We start from the raw sequence: 20135 nt of genomic DNA, 5'->3' as shown, positions 1-20135 counted from the left end.
AATGCCCGACGCCGGCACCCGGCTTGCCCGACGCCGGCACCCGGCTTGGGCGCCGCCGGCACCCGGCTTGGGTACCGCCGTCGCGACAGGGATCAGGGCTGAATGAGCTCCCGGGCGAACGCGATCCACTCCGCCTGCTGCGCCGTGCCCAGGTGCCCTGCGGTCAGCCGGCGGAACTTCTCCTCCACCTCGGCCGGGCTGAGTGGATGCCGGCTCCCGCCACGGGCGTGGTCCACCCGCGAGGCGAAAGTCCCGCTGTCCGTGAAGACCTCCACCAACGGCTCCCGACCGCTTTCCGGGTCCCGCACAACCTCGATGCGCGCCAGTTGCTCCAGGACTCCGGGACCCTCGAAGTGCCTGAAGTCCTCCGGCATCAGCTCCTTGCCCTCCATCAGGAGGGCAAGGGACACCGGCAGGCTCATCCGCGCCTGGGCCGCGTCCGACGGTGCGGGCGGGCAGATCATGGGCTGCAGGAAGCCGCTGACGTGCACCCGCACGGCCCGGACATCCGCGGGATCCAGGGCCTCCGCGGCGAGGATGCCCAGGAAGGCGTCGATGGCTGTGTGGGCGCTGCGGCAGCTGGCGTAGGGCTTGATGGCGGAGTTCCCGAAGTGCCAAATGGAGCCCAGTCCTTCCACCAGGAGCCCGGGCTCCACCTCGTCGGAGCCGCCGTGTGTGGCGAAGAACCCGCCCCACACCGGTTCGAACACCTGCCACGGACCGTTCGCACCCGCCCGCGCCAGCAGCGCCGCTTCGAGGCCCGCCCGCGCGGCCTGTCCGGGGTGGAACTGTTTGGTCATGCTGCCGTCGGCGGAAAATGCCCAGCCGCCGGCACTGGAGCTCGCCGCGATGCCCAAGGCCGACGCCGACTGCCCGCCGTCCAGGCCCAGCATCACCGAGGCGGCGGCCGCTGCCGCGAACACCCCGCAGGTCGCCGTCGAATGCCAGCCCCGCGCATTGTGCCGGTCGTAGCCGCCGAGGGCGAGCTGCACCCGGCGTCCCACCTCATAGCCGGCCACCAGCGCGGGGAGGAGGCGCCCGCCGGGGCCGGCGCCGTCGTCGGGCACTTCCCCCGCGGGCGTTTCCATGGAAGAAAGGAGCGACAGCAGCACCGGGACCACGACGGCGCCGGAGTGGTCGCAGCCTTCCGTGTCGTCGATCTCGAGGCAGTGGGCCGCCACTGCGTTAACGAAGGCGGCGTCCAGCGGATCCAATGTGGCATGGTTGTGCCACAAACCTCCGACGCCGGCCAGCGGCACCGGACCAGGCCGGCGGAACACCGCCCGCGCGGCCCTGGCCGGGGGTTCGTGCTGGCCCGCCACCATGGCGCCGAGCGTGTCCAAGAGATGGTCGGAGGCCTTCCGCGCCAGCCCGGGGGAGAGGGGCCGGGACGCCATGCCGGCTACCCACTCCCCCAAGCGAACGGCCAGCGGCGGGAGCGCGAGGGTGGGGCCCGCCGCCGTCATGATTCCGCTGTCGTCATGATTCCCGTGCCGCCAGTTCCAGGAACCGGCGGTAAGGGTGGTCGGCTTCCACCGGCTGCCCGGCCCAGTGCGCCGCAAGTTCGCCGCACGTCGCGATCCAGGCCTCCCCGGAGGCGATTGTGGAGGACAGGAAGTCTTCCAGCATCCGCGCCCGTCCCGGGGTGCCCATGATTTCCGCGTTGAGCCGGAGCGTGAGCACTGTCCCGAAGCGCCGTGCGGCGGCGAACTCGACATCCCAGTTGGCCCGGACGGCCTCCAGGCTCTGGATGCGGGACTGTCCCGGCGGGAACGGCGGGTCCAGGTTGAAACCCAGGTACTGCAGGTCTTCCAGTTCGTAGCGGAACGGAAGTTCCATGACGCCGGTATCGCCGAGCGGGAAGGGGCGGTCATCGCCCGGCAGGGACGAGGACCACTGGAAACCCGCGGCGGCCATGGCCTCCGGGAAACCGGGCTTCCACTCGCCGGAGGGCGTGCGGAAGCCGCGGACCTCGACGCCGGAGACCTCCTGCAGTGCGCGGGCGCCTTCGAGCATCTCGGCCAGCTGGGCTTCGAGGCCAAGGCCGTCGAAGTCGAGGTGGTGCATGCCGTGGCCCGCCAGCTCGTGCCCGCTCTGCAGCACGGAGCGGAGCAGCTCCGGGTACTGCCGCGCGATGGCCCCGGGGACGAACCAGCTGGCCGCAAGGCCCAGCCGTTCCAGCACGCGCAGCAGCCGGGCGGCGCCATGGTCCGGGCCGTACTGCCCCACCGAGCGGGACTTCAGGCGGTCCCGGTGTCCCGGGTCGAGGGCTAGGAAGGGCAGGTCGCCGTCGACGTCGATGGTGACGACGACGGCGCAGCGCGCCCCGTGCGGCCAGCCCGGCTCTTGCGGCACATACGGGACGTCCGCGGCAGCGGAGCCCGCCGCCGTCGGGATTTCCGGGAATGCGGGGCGGTCCCGAGGTGCCGGGCTTTCCGGTGAGGGGTTCATCGCGGGAGCCTTTCGTTCCAGTCCTCGGCCACGGCACGGGACGTGGTCACATGGACCTGTCCCGAGTCGACGAGCGAGCCGAGGAATTCGTCCAGCAGGAGGGCGCGGCCGGGTGTGCCGATCACCTTGGGGTGCCAAATGGTGCTGACCATCAGGCCTTCGTCCGCCGCGGCGAGGATCTCGTCCCGCCAGCCGTTGAAGACCGGCCGGTAGGGTGCAACCCGGTCCAGCCCGGACGGGAAATTCGGGGCGCGGTGGTAAGCGAAGGCTGTGTAGTCGTCGAAGAGGGACTTGGCCGGCAACTCGATCAGCCCGTTGTCCGCGTGCCGGAAGGGCAGGTCGCCGTTCCGGAGCGAGCTGGAGTACAGCAGGCCTTCCTCGGCGAGGAGCTGCGCGGTCCGCGGATGCCAGTCGCCGGAGGGCGCCCGGAATCCCGCCCCCGGTGCGCCGAGGAGCTGCCGGAAGATGTCCCGGCTGTGGCGGATGATGGCCCGCTGTTCCTCCTCGGGCTTGCCGAAGAATACCTCGTGGCGGTGCCCGTGGTGGGCCATTTCGTGGCCTTCGTCCAGGACCCTCCGGCAGAGCTCCGGCCACTGTTCCACCACCCAGGATGGGGTGAAGAAGGTGGCGGAGAGTCCATGCCCGGCGAGGATGTCCAGGATCCGGGGCATGGCCCGGTGCGGACCGTAGGCGCCCAGGGTGAAGTATCCCGGCTTGCGCCAGAGGGCGCCACTGAGCATTGCATCGCCGGTGGGCCCGTCGAGGTCGAAGGCCAGGGCCAGTGTGGCGCTGCCCAGTGTGGCGCTGCTGTCCACACCGGCCTCGGCGTTATCAGGCTTCACCGCTTACTTGACCCCGTTCAGGACCGGATCCGTGAGGCCGTAGCCCACGTTGTGGGAGTCCAGGATCTTCTTAAGGGTGCCGTCCGTCTTCATGTCCTGGAAGGCCTTGACCACCTTGTCCTGGAGCGCCGTGTTGCCCTTCTTGGTGGCGGCGCCGAACGGAAGTTCGGTGACATTGCCCAGGACCATGGCGTACTTGCCCGGGTTCTTCTTCTCGAAGTAGACCAGGTTCTCGGCGCCCTGGATCGCAGCTTGGGCACGGCCCTGATCCAGCTGCAGGCGTGCTGCCGCGCCGGAGTCGGTCGGCACGATGTTCACTGCAGGCTTGCCGGCGCCCTCGCACTTGTCCTTGCTGAAGCGCTGCAGGGCCGGGTAGTAGTCGGTCTTGGAGCTCACGGCCACGCTCTGGCCGCAGATGTCGGTGTCCTGCGCGTACTTGGCCTTGTTGGCGCCCAGCACGTAGAAGCGGCCCACGGACTTGAAGTAGTCGATGAAGTCCACGGTCTTCTGGCGTTCCACGGTGTCGGACATGCCGGAGAAGACGATGTCCACGCGGTCGGTGCGGACGGAGTTGATGAGCTGGTCGAACTTCTGCTGGGTGTACTCGACCTTCAGGCCCGTGCGCTTGCCGATTTCGGTGACGATGTCCACGTCCACGCCCACCAACTGGTTGCTGCTTTCGTCCAGGTATTCCATGGGCGGGAAATCGGGGGACAGGCCGACGCTCAGTACGCCGTCCTTGATGGTGCTCAGCTTGGCGTCGGCGCTTTTGGCGGGCGCACCGCAGGCAGTGAGTGCGAGAGCCAGGCCGAGGACGGCGGTGCCGCCCTTGAGGATGTTCTTCTTCATGGTCTTCCTTCGGGGGGAGTGGGTATTTTCTGGGGAGAGAGCGCGTTGGCTGACCTAAGGACCCGGCTACTTGAGGACCCGGGACAGGAAGGCCCGGGTCCGGGGGTTTTGCGGGTCGTCGATCACTTCGGCGGGGCTGCCTTGCTCCACGATCACGCCGCCGTCCATGAACACCACGCGGTCCGCCACCTCGCGGGCGAAGCCGATTTCATGGGTGACAACGATCATGGTCAGGCCAGCGGCTGCGAGTTCCTGCATGACCTTGAGGACCTCGCCCACCAGTTCCGGGTCCAGTGCGGAGGTGGGCTCATCGAAGAGCATGAGCCGGGGCTCCATGGCCAGGGCGCGGGCGATGGCCACGCGCTGCTGCTGCCCGCCGGAAAGCTGGCGCGGATAGGCCGTGGCGCGGTCCGCGAGGCCCACCTTTTCCAGCAGGGCCATGGCGGTCTCGTTGGCCGCGGACACGCTGTGCCCGCGGACCAGGCGCGGGGCGTGGGTAATGTTTTCCAGCACGGTCATGTGCGGGAACAGGTTGAAGCGCTGGAAGACCATTCCGATCTCGCTGCGCTGCCGGGCGATGGCGTTCTCGTGGACCTGCTGGAGGACCTCGGGGTCCTCCGTGCGGCGGTGCCCGATGACTTCGTCGCCCACGAAGACCAGCCCGGCGGTGGGTTGTTCGATGAAGTTGATGCAGCGCAGGAGGGTGGACTTCCCTGAGCCGGAGGGGCCCAGGATGCAGACCACTTCGCCGCTGCTCACCTCCAGGTCCACGCCCTTGAGGACTTCGTTGGGGCCGAAGTTCTTGATGATGTTTTCAAGCCGGACTAGTGGCTGGATGCTCATGCGACGCTCCTACGGCTGGTGAAGAACCAGACCACCTTCTGCCAGGGGGTCAGGGGCAGTGCCTTGCTGGAACTGCCCTTGGCGAAGCGGCGTTCCACGTAGTACTGGATGACGGACAGGACGGAAACGGCCAGCAGGTACCAGATGCCGGAGACGATCAGCAGCTCCATGATCATGTTGTTGACCAGGTAGACGTGTTGGGCCTCGTTCAGGACTTCCGAGGCGCCGATCGCGGACGCCAGCGAGGTGGTCTTCAACATGCCGATGGTTTCGTTTCCGATAGGCGGCAGGATGACCCGCATGGCCTGGGGCAGGACCACTGTCCGCATGGTCGCGGTGCCCGGCAGGCCGAGGGCCTTGGCCGCCTCGCCCTGGCCTTCGTCCACGGACAGGATGCCGGCGCGGACCACCTCGGAGGTGTAGGCGCCCTGGTTCAGGCCCAGGCCCAGGATCGCCGCCACGAAGGGCGAAACGATGTCCACGGTGCGGCCTTCGATGAGCCCGGGGATGCCCATGCTGGGGAAGACCAAGGCGATGTTGAACCAGAGCAGCAGCTGCAGGTATACCGGGGTGCCGCGGAAGAACCAGACGTAGATCCAGGCGATGCCGCTCACCACCGGGTTGGAGGAGAGCCGCATGACGGCGACCAGCACGCCCAGCGCGATGCCGATGAGCATGGAGACGACCGTCAGGACCACTGTGATGCCCATGCCGGACACGATGGCCGGGAAGGTGAAGTATTCGCCCACGGTGGGCCAGTCGATCTGGGCGCCCGCGAAGGAGGCGACAATCCAGGTCAGCACGGCCGCCGTCGCGATCGCGGCAATCCAGCGGGCCCAATGTTTGACCGGAACGATCCGGTAGGTGATGCGTGCCGTTGCCTGGGTGGGCGTCATGGCGAAACCTCCTGGGAGTCGGGGATGGCGAAGCCTGCCAGGCTGCTGGCCAGCGCGCCGCGCAGGGCGCTCGCCTGCGGATCGATGTTCGACGGCGAGGTGCCGCCGGGTCCGGAGCGCCGGGCCAGTGCGGACTCGATGCTCAGGCGCTCGAGTGCCGCTTCGGTGATGCGGGAGTCGATGGACTGCGCCTGGGCCAGGCTCAGTTCCTCCAGCCCGATCCCTTCCGCCTCGCAGAAGTGCACCACTTCGCCCGCGACGTCGTGTGCCTGGCTGAAGGGAATGCCCTGCTCGGCAAGCCAGTCGGCCAGCTCGGTGGCGAGCGTGAAGCCCTGCACCGCCTGGCGCCGCATCGTCTCGGCGCGGACGGTGAACGTCCGCACCATGCCGGTGATGGCGGGCAGGACCAGTTCGAGGGTGTCCGTGCTGTCGAAGGAAAAGTGCTTGTCCTCCGCAAGGTCACGGTTGTAGGCGAAGGGCAGTCCCTTGAGCACGCCGAGCATGCCGCTGAGGTTGGCGTTCAGGCGGGCCGCCTTGCCGCGCGAGAGCTCGGCGATGTCCGGGTTCTTCTTCTGCGGCATGATCGACGAGCCGGTGGACCAGGAGTCGTGCAGCCCGATCCAGCCGAACTGGGTGGTGGACCAGAAGCACAGCTCTTCGCTCAGCCGGGAGATATCCGTGGCCAGCATGGCGGTGGCGTAGAGGAAGTCGGCAACGTGGTCGCGGCTGGAAACGCCGTCGATCGAGTTGACTACCAGGCCGGAGAAACCCTGCTCGCGGGCCGCAGTGAGGGGCTCATGGCTGAGCGGGTTTCCCGCCAGTGCCGCTGCACCCAAGGGCGAGAGCGACGACGATTCCCACGCGTTGCGGAGGCGCTGGACATTGCGCGAGATCGCAGAGGCGTGCGCCAGCAGCTGGTGCCCGAAGGTGATGGGCTGGGCGGGCTGCAGGTGCGTGAAACCCGGCGCCGCGACGTCGCGGTTTTCCTCCGCCCGCTGGATCAGCGCCTCGACAAGTTCCGCCGCCCCCGCGGCAAGGCGGGCCGCCGCCGCCCGGAGGTAGAGCCGCAATTCGTTGGCGGTCTGGTCGTTGCGGCTGCGGCCGGCCCGGAGCTTTCCGCCCACCGTGCCCAGCCGCTCCACGAGCACCCGCTCCAGGTAGCCGTGGACGTCTTCGTCCTCGGCGGTGGGGCGGAGCTGCCCGGATTCGTGCTCGGCCACGATGTCATCGAGCGTGCTGCTGATCGTGGCGCGCTCGCTTTCGCTCAGCAGGCCAGCCCGGAGCAGTTCACCGGCGTGGGCCTTCGAGCCGATCACGTCGAAGCGGACCATCCGGTAGTACTCCGGAGGGCAGCGGGAGATGTCCTCAAGGGCCTTGGCCGAGGGGGCGGAGAAGCGTCCGCCCCAGAGTTTGCCGGCCTCGTGATGCCCGGCGTCTTGTGCCTGAGCAACGCTCATGCTGTGATCCTTCCCACAAGTTTCTCCATGAATGTATGACAATATTTGCCACACATGCCACCCAAGTCAAGAAATTGTCTGGCAAAATTGCTTTCATGACGTCGAATGGTGCGCTGTGGGGAGATCTGGGAACATGAGCGGCATGAGTGATACCAAGGGGGAAGCGGCAGGGGCATCGACGCCCGCGGCCGAGAATATTGCGGAGGAAATCCGCCGCGCCATCGTCAGCGGCGAGCTTGCCGCCGGGGCTCCCGTCACCGAGAAATGGGTCGCAGGGCAGTATTCCGTTTCACGCACCACCATCCGCGAAGTGCTGAACTACCTCATCGGCGAGGGGTATCTGGTCCGCCGTCCCTACCACAGCGCTCAGGTGCGCTCGTTCACGGAGAAGGAAGTCCGGGACATCATGGAAGCCCGCGAACTGGTGGAAGTCCATGCGGGCATCCGGTCCATCGCCGCGGGCAAGGCCAGCAAGGAACGCCTCCGCGAGGCCCTCGCCAGCTACCTTGAGGCGATGGATTCAGGCGACATCGCGGAGAGCTCCCGCAGGCACCGCGAACTGCATGTGGCGCTGGTGGGAATGTCCGGGAATGAGCGGCTCATGAAGCAGGAAGAGCAGCTCATGATCGACTCCTCGCTCTTCGTGGCGGTCATCGATTCCCGGCGCGACGACATCGAGAAGATGAAGCGCGTCCACACCCAGCTTGTGGAGGCCTTCCTGGAAGGCGACCAGGAACTTTCGGTGCAGCTGGTGCGCCAGCACCTGGGCATGGTGGAGAAGGCCGCGATCGAGGAACTGGAACCCTCGCCGCGCTGACTTTTGGCACGCACTCCCGACGGCGGCACCCGAGTTGGGTGCCGCCGTCGTCGTCCGTATGGGGTTGTTAGGCCCGCCTTAGGCCAGGGTCGTCACCGGCGGGAGGGCCGACCACGGGAAGGTGATCCACTTGTCCGTGCGGCGCCACTCGTAATCGGGCTCCAGGACGGTGCGGGGCTTGGTGTAGAGGCACACGGTCCTGACCTCGGCGCCCCAGTCGGCGATGAGTTCAACCACCTTGGCCAGGGTGCGGCCGGAGTCCGAGACGTCGTCCACCAGGAGCACCTTCTTGCCGTGCAGGGCGCCTTCGTCCAGCATGGGCGGCAGGACCACGGGCTCGGGCAGCACGGTGCCGATGCCTGTGTAGAACTCGACGTTCAGGGCGCCGCAGGCCTTTACGCCCAGCGCGTACGAGATGGAACCGGCCAGCAGCAGCCCGCCGCGGGCGATCGCGACGACGACGTCGGGCTGGAAGCCGCTGTCCACCACGGTCTGGGCGAGCTCGCGGGAGGCGTCCCCGAAGGTGTCCCACGTGAGGACTTCGCGCTCGGGTTCGGGGAGGACGGCAGCGCCGGAATCGTGGAGGGTGGTCATCTCAGTACTCGCCCTTGATGACGAAGAACGAGCCCCGGATCTCGCCTGCCAGCTTGGACTTCTGGCGGGCGAACTTGAACTTCTCCGCCAGCTCTTCCGGGACCTCCATGCCCTGGGAGAGCTTGAACCCCACGGCGCGCTTCTTCCCTTCCTCCAGGCCGTACATCACGTTGATGGACAGTCCGGATTCGTAGAAGACGTAGTCCATGCGCAGCCCGTCGACCTCGAAGGAGGACACTTCCAGCGGGGTGGAAGCGATGACGATTTCCCGCTCCTCGGCCAGGATGCGGTGGATCCGCTCAAGGATCTCCGGAGCCTCCGCCGCAGCCGTGACCGTGAAGACGTGGCCGTACTTGTTCCTGTAATAGCGGGCCTCGTTGGCGCGCAGCCCGGCGAGGGCCTCCGCCACCGGGGACGACTCCAAACCAGTGGTGGAGACCTTCTCAAAGTCAACGACGTACGACATGCACCCTCCCGAAATCCGTCCTGTCACGACAACCATAGCGAGCGGGGCCTTTCCGTGTTGTCCGCGCCGGGCCGCGCCGGGCCGCGCCGGGCCGCTCAGCCGAGCGGAAGCGCCGGATCGAGGCCCGGCGAGTGCGAGGTCATGCTGATCAGCCGGCCGTTCGCGCCGAAGGTGAAGTGCACCGGTTCGGTCCCGGCCTCGTCCCAGCCGAAGAGGTAGCCGTGCGAGCGGATGGCCGTGACGTCCCGGTGGTCGGCGATGGTCACGGAGCCGCAGGGGATGACCTTTTCGCGCCAGGTGAAGACGTAGATGCCCGGGCGGATCTGGAAGGTGGTGTTGGTGTCCGTGTCGGCCAGGCCGCGCTCGGGTCCGGCCAGGCACTGCCACGTGTACCACTGCGGGCTGAGGTAGACGTGCTCGTAGGCGTGGATGTCGCTGTACACCCACTCCACGCGGCGGCCGATCAGCGCCGTGGTCTCCGCAACGGGCTCCCCCGTGGGCTCGGATCCGACGATCACGCCGGGCAGGAACTCATGGCGGACGGCGGTCTCGCCCGGTTCAGCGTGGCCCAGGACCGCGCCGACGAACAGGGCGCGGCCGAAGTCCAGATCCAGGAACAGGGACACCGAGAAGTTGCGGTCGGCGGCCGAGTGCCATTGGGCGTAGTACAGGCCTTCGGCCACGGCAAAGGCCTCGTAATGGTCGTCCCCGGACCGTCCCCCGGCGCTCCAGGCAACGGTGCTTCCGCCGAACTCGAAAACGAAGCTGCCGCCGTCGGCCTTATCGGAGCCGCCCGGCACGGGATCGATCTGGACGGTCACCTTGCTGCCTGCCAGGTCCCGGACCGGGGTGGCCTTGTTGGCGTCGAAGCCGGGAGCCAGGCCGTCCAGGGGCAGCCAGGTGGAGGTGTCGAGGAGGTTGTTGCTCATGGTGTGTCCTTATGTACAAGTGACGGCCTCAAGGACCGGCCGTCTGCAATGGCGGCATCAGGCCCGCTGTGTGCCGGGTCACGTTGCGCGGCGGGCTTGGCTCCCAGCGTAGGGAGGGATGCGCGCGGCTTCCTTGTCTGCGAGCGAAGGCCGCTTGTCGAAACTGGCAAGCCCGGGTTCCCGCCCGCAGGCACATGCACCGAGCGACAAGTCGCGTTCGCGGTCTGTCAAACCGCGATGCAGCTTCCGCTGGCAGCATGGGGGAAAAGTTTTCGGACAGGAGCATGCGGTGGACCTTGGACTGGCGGGAAAGACGGTGCTGCTTTCGGGTGCGGCCTCGGGCATCGGCCGGGCCTGTGCGCTCGCCTTCGCCCGCGAGGGCGCCCGGCTTGCGCTGCTTGATGTCGACGCCGACGCCGGGGCCGTCCTCCAGCGCGAACTCGCCAAGGTGCCGGGTGCGGGAGCTTCCCGCTTCTACCGCACGGACGTCAGCGATGAGGCGGACGTCCGCCGGGCCGTGGAATCCACGGCTGCGGCCTTCGGCGGGATCGACGCCGTGGTGGGCTGCGCCGGGATCTCCGGCCCGGTCGGGATCGGTCTGGAGGACGTGGCCGTGGCCGAGTTCAGGCGTGTGATGGATGTGAACGTCACCGGGCAGTTCCTGCTTGCCAGGCATTCCGCGCCGTTCCTCCGGGCCTCCGAAGCCGGGGCCATGGTGCTGCTGGCCTCCGATTCCAGCTTCGTGGCCGCGCCGGGAATGGTGCCGTACAACGCCTCCAAGGGCGCGGTGCTGCAGCTGACCCGGGCGTTGTCCGTGGAACTGGCCGGTGACGGGATCCGCGTCAACTGCGTCTGCCCGTCCGTGGTGGACACCCCGATGGCCCGGGCCGACCTTGGCGAAAGCTCGGAGTCGCTCCGGTCCCGCGATTTCCCGGTCCAGGGCCCGGAGCAGGTAGCCAACCACGTGCTGTACCTGGCTTCCCCTGCGTCCGCACCCGTCAACGGCACCAGCCTGGTGTCCGATTTTGGCTACCTCGCCCGTTCGTCCTTCCCCGCTTGAGCAGTTCCACGACCCCCAACCCAAGGAGCACCAATGACCAGTACCAAAGCACTCGCCGGACAGGTGGCTCTCGTGACCGGAGGCGGCACGGGCATCGGCGAGGCCATCGCCGCCCGGCTGCTGCAGGAAGGCGCCGCGGTCGCCGTCGTCGGCCGCCGCAAGGAGCCGCTGGACGCCGTCGCGCAGAAGCACGGCGCCTTCCCGGTGGTGGCGGACGTGGCCGATGCCGCCCAGGCGCGGGCCGCCGTCGACGCCGTGGTGGAAAGGTTCGGCCGCCTGGACATGGTGGTGGCCAACGCCGGCGGGCACGGCTTTGCGTCCGTGGAGGACACCGACGACGCCGCGTGGCAGGCCAGCCTGAACGCCAACCTGACAACGGCCTTCACCACCCTGCGCGAGGCTCTGCCGCAGTTGAAGCAGAACGGCGGGCGCGCGGTGGTGGTGTCCTCCCTGGCCGGCTTGTTCGCGGGTCCTAGCGTGGCCGGATACACGGTGGGCAAGCACGCGCTCATCGGGCTTACCAGGTCGCTGGCCCGCGACTACGGCCGGCACGGCGTCCGGGTGAACGCACTGTGCCCGGGCTGGGTCCGCACACCGATGGCCGACGCTGAGATGGACCAGTACGCCGAAGGCGCCGGACTGTCCGGGCGCGAGGAAGCCTACGGCGCCGTGACCGCGAATGTGCCGCTGGGCCGGGCGGCGGAGCCGGCCGAGATGGCGGGCGTGGTGAACTTCCTGCTGTCCGGGGACTCCTCGTACATCACCGGCGCGACGATCGTGGCCGACGGCGGCGCGCACGTAGTGGACCTGCCCACCATTGCGTTCGACGGCGTCGTATAGCCGGTTCATCAAACGGAGCAGTCCTCCTCCACAAGTTGTTTGTGGAGGAGGACTGCTTTCGTGTTTCGGAGACGAGGGCTGCGGAAGGCTAGCGCTTCGCGGCGACAGCGGCGGTCTCGCCGTCGGACATCGCTTTCCACTCGGCCACTCGGGCCTGGTGCAGGGGCGACTTGCGGACCACGGCGTAGGCCACGCCCAGGACGGCGAACCAGATCGGGGTGACCAGCAGCGCGGTCAGAGTGTCCGGCTGGGTGGTCAAGGCCCACACCAGGAAGCCGAAGAAGGCGAAGACCACCCATACCATCGCGATGCCGCCGGGCATCTTGTACGGGGATGCGGCGTGCTGTTCGGGCCGGCGCTTGCGGTACACGAGGTAGCTCGCCAGGATGATCGACCACACGAACATGAAGCAGACGGCGGACACGGTGGTGACCATGTCGAACGCCGCGCCGACGTCCTTGCCCGCGTAGAGCAGCACGACGCCGGCCAGTAGCAGCACGCAGGACAGGAACAGGGCGTTCTGCGGAACCTTGCGGCTGGAAAGCTTGCCGAACACCTTGGGGGCGTCGCCGTCGTTCGCCAGGCCGAAGACCATGCGCGAGGTGGAGTAGATGCCGGAGTTGGCCGAGGACATCGCGGAGGTCAGCACCACCAGGTTCACCACGGTGGCGGCGATGCCCAGGCCCGCCAGGGAGAACATGGCGATAAAGGGGCTGTGACCGGCCTTGAATTCGGTCCACGGGGTGACGGACATCAGGATGATGAGGGCGCCGACGTAGAAGAGCATCACGCGCACCGGGATGGCGTTGATGGCGCGGGGCAGGTTGTGCTCCGGGTTCTTGGTTTCCGCCGCGGCGGTGCCCACTAATTCGATGCCCACGAAGGCGAAGACGGCGATCTGGAAGCCGGCCACGAAGCCCATGAACTCCTTGGGGAAGAACCCACCGTGCTGCCACAGGTTCGCGAAGCCAGCCGCCCCGGCGTCGGACTTGAAGCCGGTGAAGATCATCACCAGGCCCACCACGATCAGCGCCACGATGGCCACGATCTTGATCAGCGCGAACCAGAATTCGGTTTCGCCGAACGCCTTCACCGTGGGCAGGTTCAGCAGGAGCAGGATCACGATGGTGGCCAGGCCCGGGATCCAGAGCGGGATGCCCGGCCAGAGCTCGTTCGCGTAGCCCGCGATCGCGATGACGTCGGCAACACCTGTCACAACCCAGCAGAACCAGTAGGTCCAGCCGGTGAAGAAGCCTGCCCAGGGGCCGAGGAGGTCGCCCGCAAAATCGCTGAAGGACTTGTAGTTCAGGTTGGACAGCAGCAGCTGGCCCATGGCGCGCATGACGAAGAACAGCATGAAGCCGATGATCATGTACACGAAAATCACGGAAGGGCCGGCCACGGAAATGGTCTTGCCGGAGCCCATGAAGAGGCCCGTTCCGATGGCCCCGCCGATTGCCAGGAGCTGGATGTGGCGGTTGCTCAGCGAGCGGGAGAGGTGGGGCTCGCTGTCCTTGCTGGAGGCAGTGCGCTGCCCCGTGGTTGTCTGCTCAGACATATATGGGTCCTTTGAGTGATTCGCCGCACGAGTGATGTGGCTAACAAAACGACGTACCAAAGGTATCGCCTGTCGCTCTGAATCGCATGATTGAACGTTTCACTCAGAATTTCACACTCAAGGCGGCTTGCGTTCCTGGGGCGTCTGTCCGCTCACATTCCATTTACTTTAGGCATCCTAACTATTAGGCTTCCTAAATATGAACACAGAGCACCCCGCCGACGCCCTGATCGAGCTGGCCCAGGAATTCCGCAACGCCCTGCGCCAGAGTGTGTTCGTCCTGCGGCGCCTGGACGCCCATGCCGAATTGAGTTCCGCGCAGCTCAGCGTCCTGAAGATGGCGCTCGACGGCGGTGCCCGGGTGGGCGAGATCGCCCGCGACCTGGGGCTGAAGGTGCCCAGCGCCACCGAGCAGATCATCAGGCTCGAACGCGCCGGGCTGCTGCGCCGCGAGGCCGACCCCGATGACTCCCGCGCCGTCCGGGTGCTTGCCACCGCGGAAGGCCGTGCCGCCGTCGACCTCGCGGACCGCCGCCGCAACGAACACATCGCGGCGATCCTCGCCACCCTCGGCCAGGACGAGCGCGACGCGATCCGCGCGGCGCTGCCCGTGTTCCACAAAATCAACAGCTCGGTCCGGAATTGAGCCCTCCGTCCGGAACTGAACTGTCAATAACCCACGCACGACAACAGGAGCGTTACGCCAATGAACGGCCAGCTCGCAGAGAACCTGCAGCCAGCAGAAGAAACCCTCGAGGCAGAGAAGGCCTCATTCCTCAAACAACCCAAGGCTGTGTGGGCCACCGCCATCGCGGCGGTCTTCGCCTTCATGGGCATCGGCCTGGTGGATCCCATCCTTCCGGCCATCGCCAAGAACCTGGACGCCACCCCCAGCCAGGTCTCCCTGTTGTTCACCAGCTACTTCCTGGTAACCGCCGTGGCGATGCTAGTCACCGGCTTCGTCTCGTCCCGGATCGGCGGCAAGAAGACCCTCATGATCGGCCTGGCACTGATCGTGGCGTTTGCCTCGCTCTCCGGCTTCTCGGGCTCGGTCTCTGAACTGGTCGGCTTCCGGGCGGGCTGGGGACTGGGCAACGCACTGTTCGTGGCCACCGCGCTCGCGGTGATTGTCGGCGTCGCGAGCGGGGGAGCCGGGACCGCGATCATCCTCTACGAAGCCGCCCTGGGCCTGGGCATCTCGCTCGGCCCGTTGCTTGGCGCGCTCCTGGGCGGCTGGCAATGGCGCGCACCGTTCTTCGGCACCGCCGTCCTCATGGCCGTTGCGTTCATTGCCTTGATGGTGCTGCTGCCCAAGACCCCGGCTCCCGCGAAGAAGGCGCGGCTGCGTGATCCGCTGCTGGCCCTGGGCCACAAGGGACTGCGGACCACCGCGGCCAGCGCCCTCTTCTACAACTACGGCTTCTTCACGATCCTGGCTTTCACCCCGTTCATCCTGGGCATGGACGCCTACGGAATCGGTGCGGTGTTCTTCGGCTGGGGCGTGGCCGTGGCGGTGTTCTCGGTCTTCGTGGCGCCGATGTTGCAGCGCCGCTTCGGCACCAACAACGTCCTGGTGGGCACCCTGGCGGCCCTGATGCTCGACCTGATCGGGCTGGGACTGGCCGCGGGGCACTCGGTGCCGGCCGTCGTCGTGCTGGTGATCGTGGCCGGCGCGCTGCTGGGCATCAACAACACCCTCTACACCGAGCTGGCCATGGAGGTCTCGGACTCGCCTCGGCCGGTGGCCTCGGCCGGCTACAACTTCGTGCGTTGGATGGGCGGTGCCCTGGCCCCGTTCGCTGCCGCGCAGCTTGGCGAGCACTTCGGCCCGCAGCTGCCGTTCTTCGCCGGGGCCGTGGCCCTGCTGCTGGCGATCGCCGTGGCCCTGGGTGGCCGGAAGTTCCTCGCGGCCCACGAGCCGCACCTCGTCTAGCAGCTGCCCGCCCACCCAACTGACTCGCAGTTGTTGTCGTTCTGACGCTTCAAAACGACAACAACTGCGAGTCAGTTGGGGCTTCCGAAGGAGGGAAGGGCTACTTAGTGCTGATCGCGGGCACCTTGGCGCCCTTGGGGACGAACAGGGTCTCGGCTTGTTCCAGGGACATCCCGTTGGTCTCCGGCACCTTGAACATGACGAAGAAGAACGACGCCGCCGCGAAGAGGGCATACATGCCGTAGGTCAGCGGCAGGGAACCTGCGGCCATGACGGGGAAGCTCAACGTAATGGCGAAGTTGGCCACCCACTGTGCGGCGGCAGCAAGGCCCAGGGCGCGGCCGCGGATGCGGGACGGGAAGATCTCACCCAGCAGGACCCACACCAGCGGACCCCACGAAACGCCGAAGCTGACCACGAAGAGATTGGCCGCCACGAGCGCCACCGGACCCCAGGCTCCCGGCAGTGCGATGTCCGGGCCGTTGCCGGAGGCCGAGGAGAACGCCAGGGCCATGGCACCCAGGGAAACGGCCATGCCGATGGAGCCGGCCAGCAGGATGGGGCGGCGGCCGATCCGGTCCACCAGGGCGATGGCCACCAGGGTCACCAGGATGTTGGTGATGGAGGTGGCGACCGAGATGGCGAGGGAGTCTTTCTCCTGGAAACCGACCGCCTTCCACAGCGTGGTGGAGTAGTAGAAGATCACGTTGATGCCCACGAACTGCTGCAGCACGGAGAGGATGATGCCGATCCACACCACGGGCTGCAGGCCGAAGGCGTTGCCGCGCAGCGAGCCCTTCTTCGCGGAAAGCTGGTCCAGCTGGATGGATTCGCGGATTTCGCGGATGTGGCGCTCGGTGTCGTCGCCGGGCATCAGGGCGTCGAAGGTCTTGCGGGCGGCGTCTTCCTTGCCGTTGAGGACTAGGAAATGCGGGGATTCCGGCAGGGTGTAGGCGATCACGCCGTAGACGGCGGCGGGGACGGCACAGGCGATGAACATCCAGCGCCACGCCTCCAGGCCGAACCAGAAGTCCTGGTGGGCGCCGCCGGCGGAAGTGGCCAGCAGCGCATCGGAAAGCAGGGCCGCGAAGATGCCGCTGGTGATGGCGAGCTGCTGCAGGGAGGCGAGCCGGCCGCGGATCTGCCGCGGTGAGATCTCGGAAATGTATGCCGGCGCGATCACCGAGGCGAGGCCGATGCCCAGGCCGCCCACCAGGCGCCAGAAGATCAGGTCCCAGACGCCGAACGCCAGGCCCGTGCCGATCGAACTGACCAGGAACAGGGCTGCTCCGAGCTTCATCGCGGGCACGCGGCCGTGGCGGTCGGCCACTTTCCCGGCGAGGTAGGCGCCGGCGGCGCAGCCGAGGAGGGCGACCGCCACGGCGAATCCCGTGACGGCCTCGCTCAGCGCGAATTCGGCCTTCATTGCGTCCACGGCGCCGTTGACCACCGAGGAATCGAAGCCGAAGAGGAAGCCGCCGACTGCTCCGGCGGTGGCCAGGCCAATGACCTTTCGATGGACGCCGGCATGGCTGTCGGAACTGGAAATGGACATGGCTCTCCCTTGAGGACTGGTGGCTTTGGGTGGCGCGGCAATCGTCGGCTGCTGACTCCAAATGGAGGCGCCGGTGCACTCGCGCTAAACAGTGTGGCACGCCACATCCGCGAAGTTCCAGTCAAGGTGATGCACATGACATGCGTTCACATTATTAACACAAGATCACGCCGCGTCGCGGAGGGGAGGCCTTCGGGGTTTCCCGGAAGGCCTCGCCGCCGCGACGGGAGCGGAATCGCTGCCCATTTGGGCGAATCTATTGAACGCAAAAGTACGACGACGGCGGGCGGCCCCGCGCTGGCACTTACCTTCCGGCGTCGTACCTCGCGCGGAGCACGCCACGCCCCGGGTGAGCGGTCAGGAGAACTCCTCCAGCGCCTCCGTCAGCAGGCGGCCCGGCACGCCGAGGCGGTGGTGCACGCCGCGGGAGGCGAGCAACTCGCCGGCGACGACGACCTCGGTGACGTCGCTCGCGGTTGCGCTGAAGGCCAGCTGCAGCGGACGCGATCCGGCGGTGCGGGTCGAGGCTGGATCGACGACCATGAAGTCGCAGACTGCTCCGACGTGGAGTGCCGACGGAGCAACCGGGGTCGCCATGGACCGTGCGGCCCCGTCCGTTGCCGCCCGCAGCAGTTCCCGCGGGGAAAACCTGCCGCGCTGGCCGGTGCCGAGGCGTTCCCCGTGCTCCAGTGTGCGCATTTCAATCCACGGGTCGATCACCGCGTGCTGGTCCGTGCCGAGCGCAATGGCCGCCCCGGCTTCGGAAAGTTCCCGTGCGGGGCCGATCCCGTCTGCGAGGTCGGCCTCGGTACTCGGGCACATCACCACGGTTGCGCCGGCGCTTCCGAGCAGGGCGATGTCTTCCGGTGTCAGGTGCGTCGCATGGACGGCGGAGAGCTGCCCGGACAGCAGGCCGTGGCGCTCCAAGAGTCCGGCCGGGGTGGTGCCGTAGGCCTCCAGGCAGGCTTCGTTCTCCGCGGGTTGCTCGCTCAGGTGGATGTGGAGGGGGATGTCGGCGGGCAACTGCTTTGCCACCGTCTTGAGGTCCTCTTCGGGCACGGCCCGCACGGAGTGCAGTGCCGCGCCCACGCTGATCAGCTCCGGCGGGAAGTTCTTTGCGATCTCGGTCCGAAGCGAGGAGAGGCGGTCCAGCCAGGCCTGCACTCCGGCATCCCCGAACCTTGCCTGTTCGGGACTGAGCGGCGTGCCGATGCCCCCGGCCAGATACAGGGTGTCCAGGAGGGTGAGGCGGATGCCGGCTGACATTGCCGCCCGGGCCAGGGCCAACTCCATGGCATGGGGCTGGTCATAGGGCGCCCCGTCCGGCTGGTGATGGACATAGTGGAACTCGGCCACGCTGCTGAATCCGGAGACCACCATTTCGGCGAAGACGGCGGCGGCCAGCTTCTCGTATTTCTCGGGAGTCAGCTCGGAGGCGCTCCGGTACATCTGCTCCCGCCACACCCAGAAGTCCCCGCGCCCGTCATGGGTGCGTCCGCGCAGGATCCGGTGGAAAGCGTGGGAGTGCGCGTTGGCCGCCGCGGGGAAGGCGATGCCATGCAGTTCCGTGTCGCCCGCTTGGGGGCCGGTGCCGGTCGTGATCGCGGAGATGCGGCCGTCCTGTGTTTCCAGGCGTACCCCGCTGGCGACCTCCGGAACTCCCGTGCCGCCGTCGGCGTCGATGAGCGCCGCCTCGCACCAGTACCAGCTCACAGGAGTCCCTCCAGGACATCCGCGAGGGCAACCGCGCCGGTGGCGGCGTCCTCGTCGGCCACATACTCCTCGGGCGAATGCGAGATTCCGCTGGGATTTCGCACGAAGAGCATCGCCGAAGGAACGAATCCAGCGAGCACGCCCGCGTCGTGGCCCGCGCCGGTCGCCAGCACGGGAGCGTCCGGCAGGAGCGCGCCGATGCGCCGGCTCAGGCCGGGGTCGAAGTGGACCGTGTCGCTGTACGACTCCTCGGTGAGGGTCACCGTGCATCCTTCGCCCGCTGCGGCTTCCTTGGCCGAGCGGTAGATCTCTTCGATGAGTTGCGCGGTCACGGCGTCGTCGGGATGGCGGGCGTCAAGCCAGAGGTCCACGCGGGAGGCAATGACGTTGGTGCCGCCCGGAACCGGCGTCAAGCGGCCGACGGTCGCCCTGGCGTCCGGCTGTTTGGCCGCGGTATCGCGGACTGCAAGGACGATCTGCGCGGCCGCGACCATGGGGTCGGAACGGTCGGCCATGAGTGTGGTGCCGGCGTGGTTGCCCTGGCCGCTGACGCTCAACTTCCAGCGGCCGTGGCCCAGGATGGAGCTCCCGACGGCGATGGCAGGCCCGCCATTGCCCAGCCCCTTGCCCTGTTCCACATGCAGTTCAACGAAGTCGCCGATCCGCGCCAGGGCCTCCGGGTTCGGGCCGACGTGCCGGGGATCGAGCCCGTTGGCGCGTGCGACGTCGGCGAAGGTGTCGCCGGCGGCGTCGCGCAGGTTCAAAGCCTTCTCGACGCCGATTGCGCCGGTCAGGAGCCGCGATCCCAGGCAGGCCACGCCAAAGCGTGACCCTTCTTCTTCGGGGAATACTGTGATGGCCAGGGAGCGGCCCTGCTGAACTCCGCGCGACTTGAGGATGTCGACGGCGGCCAGCGCCGAGGCGACACCCAGCGGTCCGTCAAAAGCGCCTCCGCCCGGGACTGAATCGAGGTGGCTGCCGGTGACGAGCGCACCGTCCTGGGGCTTTCCCCACCACGCCCAGATGATGCCGTTGCGGTCGGCCTCGACGTCGAGGCCGCGCTCCTGGGCTTGTTCGATGAACCACTGCCTGAGGTCGAGTTCCGGCGTCGAATAGACGGCCCTGGAATATCCTCCGCGTACCGCATCGCGGCCCACGCCCTTGATCGAGTCAAGGAGTTGATTGACGGTTTCCACGTTGTTCCTCCGATGGTGAAGACTGCCACCAAGTAAAAACCACTTGCCACCACATGACAAGGGCCTAGGGGGAAAACTGCCGCAATTAACAGCCCTGAAACACTGTCGATACCGCGCGGTGTCGTGGGACGTCTCA

19 protein-coding genes are annotated in these 20135 nt (G+C 67.5%); 5 read left to right on the top strand and 14 right to left on the bottom strand.

Features of this window, described 5'->3' with window-relative positions:
• Nucleotides 1–92: 92 nt before the first annotated feature.
• The 7 genes from ACZ9CK_RS17265 to argH form a co-directional block, all read right to left on the bottom strand.
• A complete protein-coding gene (locus ACZ9CK_RS17265) occupies nucleotides 93–1466 on the bottom strand; it encodes an MmgE/PrpD family protein (protein WP_476050582.1) in 1374 nt (457 codons plus the stop codon).
• A gap of 13 nt (nucleotides 1467–1479) precedes the next feature.
• On the bottom strand, nucleotides 1480–2451 hold the full coding sequence (locus ACZ9CK_RS17260) for a polysaccharide deacetylase family protein (protein ID WP_476050581.1): 972 nt from the start codon (nucleotides 2449–2451) through the stop codon (nucleotides 1480–1482).
• Nucleotides 2448–3293: a polysaccharide deacetylase family protein gene (locus ACZ9CK_RS17255; RefSeq protein ID WP_476050580.1), complete on the bottom strand. Its 846-nt coding sequence runs from the start codon at nucleotides 3291–3293 to the stop codon at nucleotides 2448–2450. Before ACZ9CK_RS17255 ends, ACZ9CK_RS17260 begins: the two co-directional genes overlap by 4 nt.
• A 3-nt stretch (nucleotides 3294–3296) precedes the next feature.
• The gene (locus ACZ9CK_RS17250; RefSeq protein ID WP_476050579.1) at nucleotides 3297–4142 is read right to left on the bottom strand and encodes an ABC transporter substrate-binding protein; all 846 of its coding nucleotides are present in this window, start codon (nucleotides 4140–4142) and stop codon (nucleotides 3297–3299) included.
• A 66-nt stretch (nucleotides 4143–4208) separates the two neighbouring features.
• Entirely contained in the window at nucleotides 4209–4985 is a 777-nt protein-coding gene (locus tag ACZ9CK_RS17245; protein ID WP_426300678.1) for an amino acid ABC transporter ATP-binding protein, read from the bottom strand.
• Nucleotides 4982–5881 (bottom strand): amino acid ABC transporter permease, encoded by a 900-nt coding sequence (locus tag ACZ9CK_RS17240; protein WP_426300676.1) that lies wholly within the window; start codon nucleotides 5879–5881, stop codon nucleotides 4982–4984. Before ACZ9CK_RS17240 ends, ACZ9CK_RS17245 begins: the two co-directional genes overlap by 4 nt.
• A complete protein-coding gene (argH, locus tag ACZ9CK_RS17235) occupies nucleotides 5878–7338 on the bottom strand; it encodes an argininosuccinate lyase (protein WP_476050578.1) in 1461 nt (486 codons plus the stop codon). The genes ACZ9CK_RS17240 and argH overlap by 4 nt, the downstream gene beginning before the upstream one ends.
• Nucleotides 7339–7480: 142 nt before the next feature.
• Here argH and ACZ9CK_RS17230 point away from each other — a divergent pair, with 142 nt between their 5' ends.
• Complete coding sequence (locus ACZ9CK_RS17230; protein WP_426300672.1) at nucleotides 7481–8155, top strand: GntR family transcriptional regulator; 675 nt, start codon at nucleotides 7481–7483, stop codon at nucleotides 8153–8155.
• A 78-nt stretch (nucleotides 8156–8233) separates the two neighbouring features.
• On the opposite strand, the gene ACZ9CK_RS17225 is transcribed toward ACZ9CK_RS17230, so the two are convergent.
• The 3 genes from ACZ9CK_RS17225 to ACZ9CK_RS17215 all read right to left on the bottom strand — a co-directional run bounded on the left by ACZ9CK_RS17225 (nucleotide 8234) and on the right by ACZ9CK_RS17215 (nucleotide 10144).
• A complete protein-coding gene (locus ACZ9CK_RS17225) occupies nucleotides 8234–8749 on the bottom strand; it encodes a phosphoribosyltransferase (RefSeq protein WP_476050577.1) in 516 nt (171 codons plus the stop codon).
• Nucleotide 8750: 1 nt separating this feature from the next.
• A complete protein-coding gene (locus tag ACZ9CK_RS17220) occupies nucleotides 8751–9215 on the bottom strand; it encodes a phage tail protein (RefSeq protein ID WP_426300668.1) in 465 nt (154 codons plus the stop codon).
• 95 nt (nucleotides 9216–9310) lie between these two features.
• A complete protein-coding gene (locus tag ACZ9CK_RS17215; protein WP_476050576.1) occupies nucleotides 9311–10144 on the bottom strand; it encodes a MoaF C-terminal domain-containing protein in 834 nt (277 codons plus the stop codon).
• Between the two features lie 289 nt (nucleotides 10145–10433).
• On the opposite strand from ACZ9CK_RS17215, the gene ACZ9CK_RS17210 reads away from it, so the two are divergent.
• Both ACZ9CK_RS17210 and ACZ9CK_RS17205 read left to right on the top strand, forming a co-directional pair.
• Nucleotides 10434–11204: an SDR family NAD(P)-dependent oxidoreductase gene (locus tag ACZ9CK_RS17210; protein ID WP_476050575.1), complete on the top strand. Its 771-nt coding sequence runs from the start codon at nucleotides 10434–10436 to the stop codon at nucleotides 11202–11204.
• Nucleotides 11205–11237: 33 nt separating this feature from the next.
• Complete coding sequence (locus ACZ9CK_RS17205) at nucleotides 11238–12044, top strand: SDR family NAD(P)-dependent oxidoreductase (RefSeq protein WP_476050574.1); 807 nt, start codon at nucleotides 11238–11240, stop codon at nucleotides 12042–12044.
• Nucleotides 12045–12132: 88 nt separating this feature from the next.
• Here ACZ9CK_RS17205 and cycA read toward each other — a convergent pair whose 3' ends face one another.
• Complete coding sequence (cycA, locus tag ACZ9CK_RS17200) at nucleotides 12133–13602, bottom strand: D-serine/D-alanine/glycine transporter (RefSeq protein ID WP_426300661.1); 1470 nt, start codon at nucleotides 13600–13602, stop codon at nucleotides 12133–12135.
• Nucleotides 13603–13801: 199 nt separating this feature from the next.
• Here cycA and ACZ9CK_RS17195 point away from each other — a divergent pair, with 199 nt between their 5' ends.
• Complete coding sequence (locus tag ACZ9CK_RS17195) at nucleotides 13802–14248, top strand: MarR family winged helix-turn-helix transcriptional regulator (RefSeq protein ID WP_476050573.1); 447 nt, start codon at nucleotides 13802–13804, stop codon at nucleotides 14246–14248.
• 60 nt (nucleotides 14249–14308) lie between these two features.
• Nucleotides 14309–15535 (top strand): MFS transporter, encoded by a 1227-nt coding sequence (locus ACZ9CK_RS17190; protein ID WP_476050572.1) that lies wholly within the window; start codon nucleotides 14309–14311, stop codon nucleotides 15533–15535.
• A gap of 100 nt (nucleotides 15536–15635) precedes the next feature.
• Here ACZ9CK_RS17190 and ACZ9CK_RS17185 read toward each other — a convergent pair whose 3' ends face one another.
• The 3 genes from ACZ9CK_RS17185 to ACZ9CK_RS17175 form a co-directional block, all read right to left on the bottom strand.
• Nucleotides 15636–17090, bottom strand: coding sequence for a sugar porter family MFS transporter (locus ACZ9CK_RS17185; protein ID WP_476050571.1), 1455 nt, complete (start codon nucleotides 17088–17090; stop codon nucleotides 15636–15638).
• Between the two features lie 357 nt (nucleotides 17091–17447).
• Nucleotides 17448–18803 (bottom strand): formimidoylglutamate deiminase, encoded by a 1356-nt coding sequence (locus tag ACZ9CK_RS17180; RefSeq protein WP_476050570.1) that lies wholly within the window; start codon nucleotides 18801–18803, stop codon nucleotides 17448–17450.
• Nucleotides 18800–19999, bottom strand: a complete 1200-nt coding sequence (locus ACZ9CK_RS17175) for an allantoate amidohydrolase (protein WP_476050569.1) — start codon at nucleotides 19997–19999, stop codon at nucleotides 18800–18802. The genes ACZ9CK_RS17180 and ACZ9CK_RS17175 overlap by 4 nt, the downstream gene beginning before the upstream one ends.
• Nucleotides 20000–20135: the final 136 nt, after the last annotated feature.

The organism is Arthrobacter sp. TE26545, assembly GCF_056279005.1.
Note: the sequence above shows the minus strand (reverse complement) of the source record. Positions and strands in the feature narration are given on the sequence as shown.

Coding starts and splice junctions, on each gene's coding strand:
- cycA (WP_426300661.1), bottom strand. CDS start 13,602: ATGTCTGAGCAGACAACCACGGGGCAGCGCACTGCCTCCAGCAAGGAC.
- ACZ9CK_RS17245 (WP_426300678.1), bottom strand. CDS start 4,985: ATGAGCATCCAGCCACTAGTCCGGCTTGAAAACATCATCAAGAACTTC.
- ACZ9CK_RS17195 (WP_476050573.1), top strand. CDS start 13,802: ATGAACACAGAGCACCCCGCCGACGCCCTGATCGAGCTGGCCCAGGAA.
- ACZ9CK_RS17250 (WP_476050579.1), bottom strand. CDS start 4,142: ATGAAGAAGAACATCCTCAAGGGCGGCACCGCCGTCCTCGGCCTGGCT.
- argH (WP_476050578.1), bottom strand. CDS start 7,338: ATGAGCGTTGCTCAGGCACAAGACGCCGGGCATCACGAGGCCGGCAAA.
- ACZ9CK_RS17240 (WP_426300676.1), bottom strand. CDS start 5,881: ATGACGCCCACCCAGGCAACGGCACGCATCACCTACCGGATCGTTCCG.
- ACZ9CK_RS17260 (WP_476050581.1), bottom strand. CDS start 2,451: ATGAACCCCTCACCGGAAAGCCCGGCACCTCGGGACCGCCCCGCATTC.
- ACZ9CK_RS17215 (WP_476050576.1), bottom strand. CDS start 10,144: ATGAGCAACAACCTCCTCGACACCTCCACCTGGCTGCCCCTGGACGGC.
- ACZ9CK_RS17205 (WP_476050574.1), top strand. CDS start 11,238: ATGACCAGTACCAAAGCACTCGCCGGACAGGTGGCTCTCGTGACCGGA.
- ACZ9CK_RS17230 (WP_426300672.1), top strand. CDS start 7,481: ATGAGTGATACCAAGGGGGAAGCGGCAGGGGCATCGACGCCCGCGGCC.
- ACZ9CK_RS17220 (WP_426300668.1), bottom strand. CDS start 9,215: ATGTCGTACGTCGTTGACTTTGAGAAGGTCTCCACCACTGGTTTGGAG.
- ACZ9CK_RS17190 (WP_476050572.1), top strand. CDS start 14,309: ATGAACGGCCAGCTCGCAGAGAACCTGCAGCCAGCAGAAGAAACCCTC.
- ACZ9CK_RS17225 (WP_476050577.1), bottom strand. CDS start 8,749: ATGACCACCCTCCACGATTCCGGCGCTGCCGTCCTCCCCGAACCCGAG.
- ACZ9CK_RS17185 (WP_476050571.1), bottom strand. CDS start 17,090: ATGTCCATTTCCAGTTCCGACAGCCATGCCGGCGTCCATCGAAAGGTC.
- ACZ9CK_RS17265 (WP_476050582.1), bottom strand. CDS start 1,466: ATGACGGCGGCGGGCCCCACCCTCGCGCTCCCGCCGCTGGCCGTTCGC.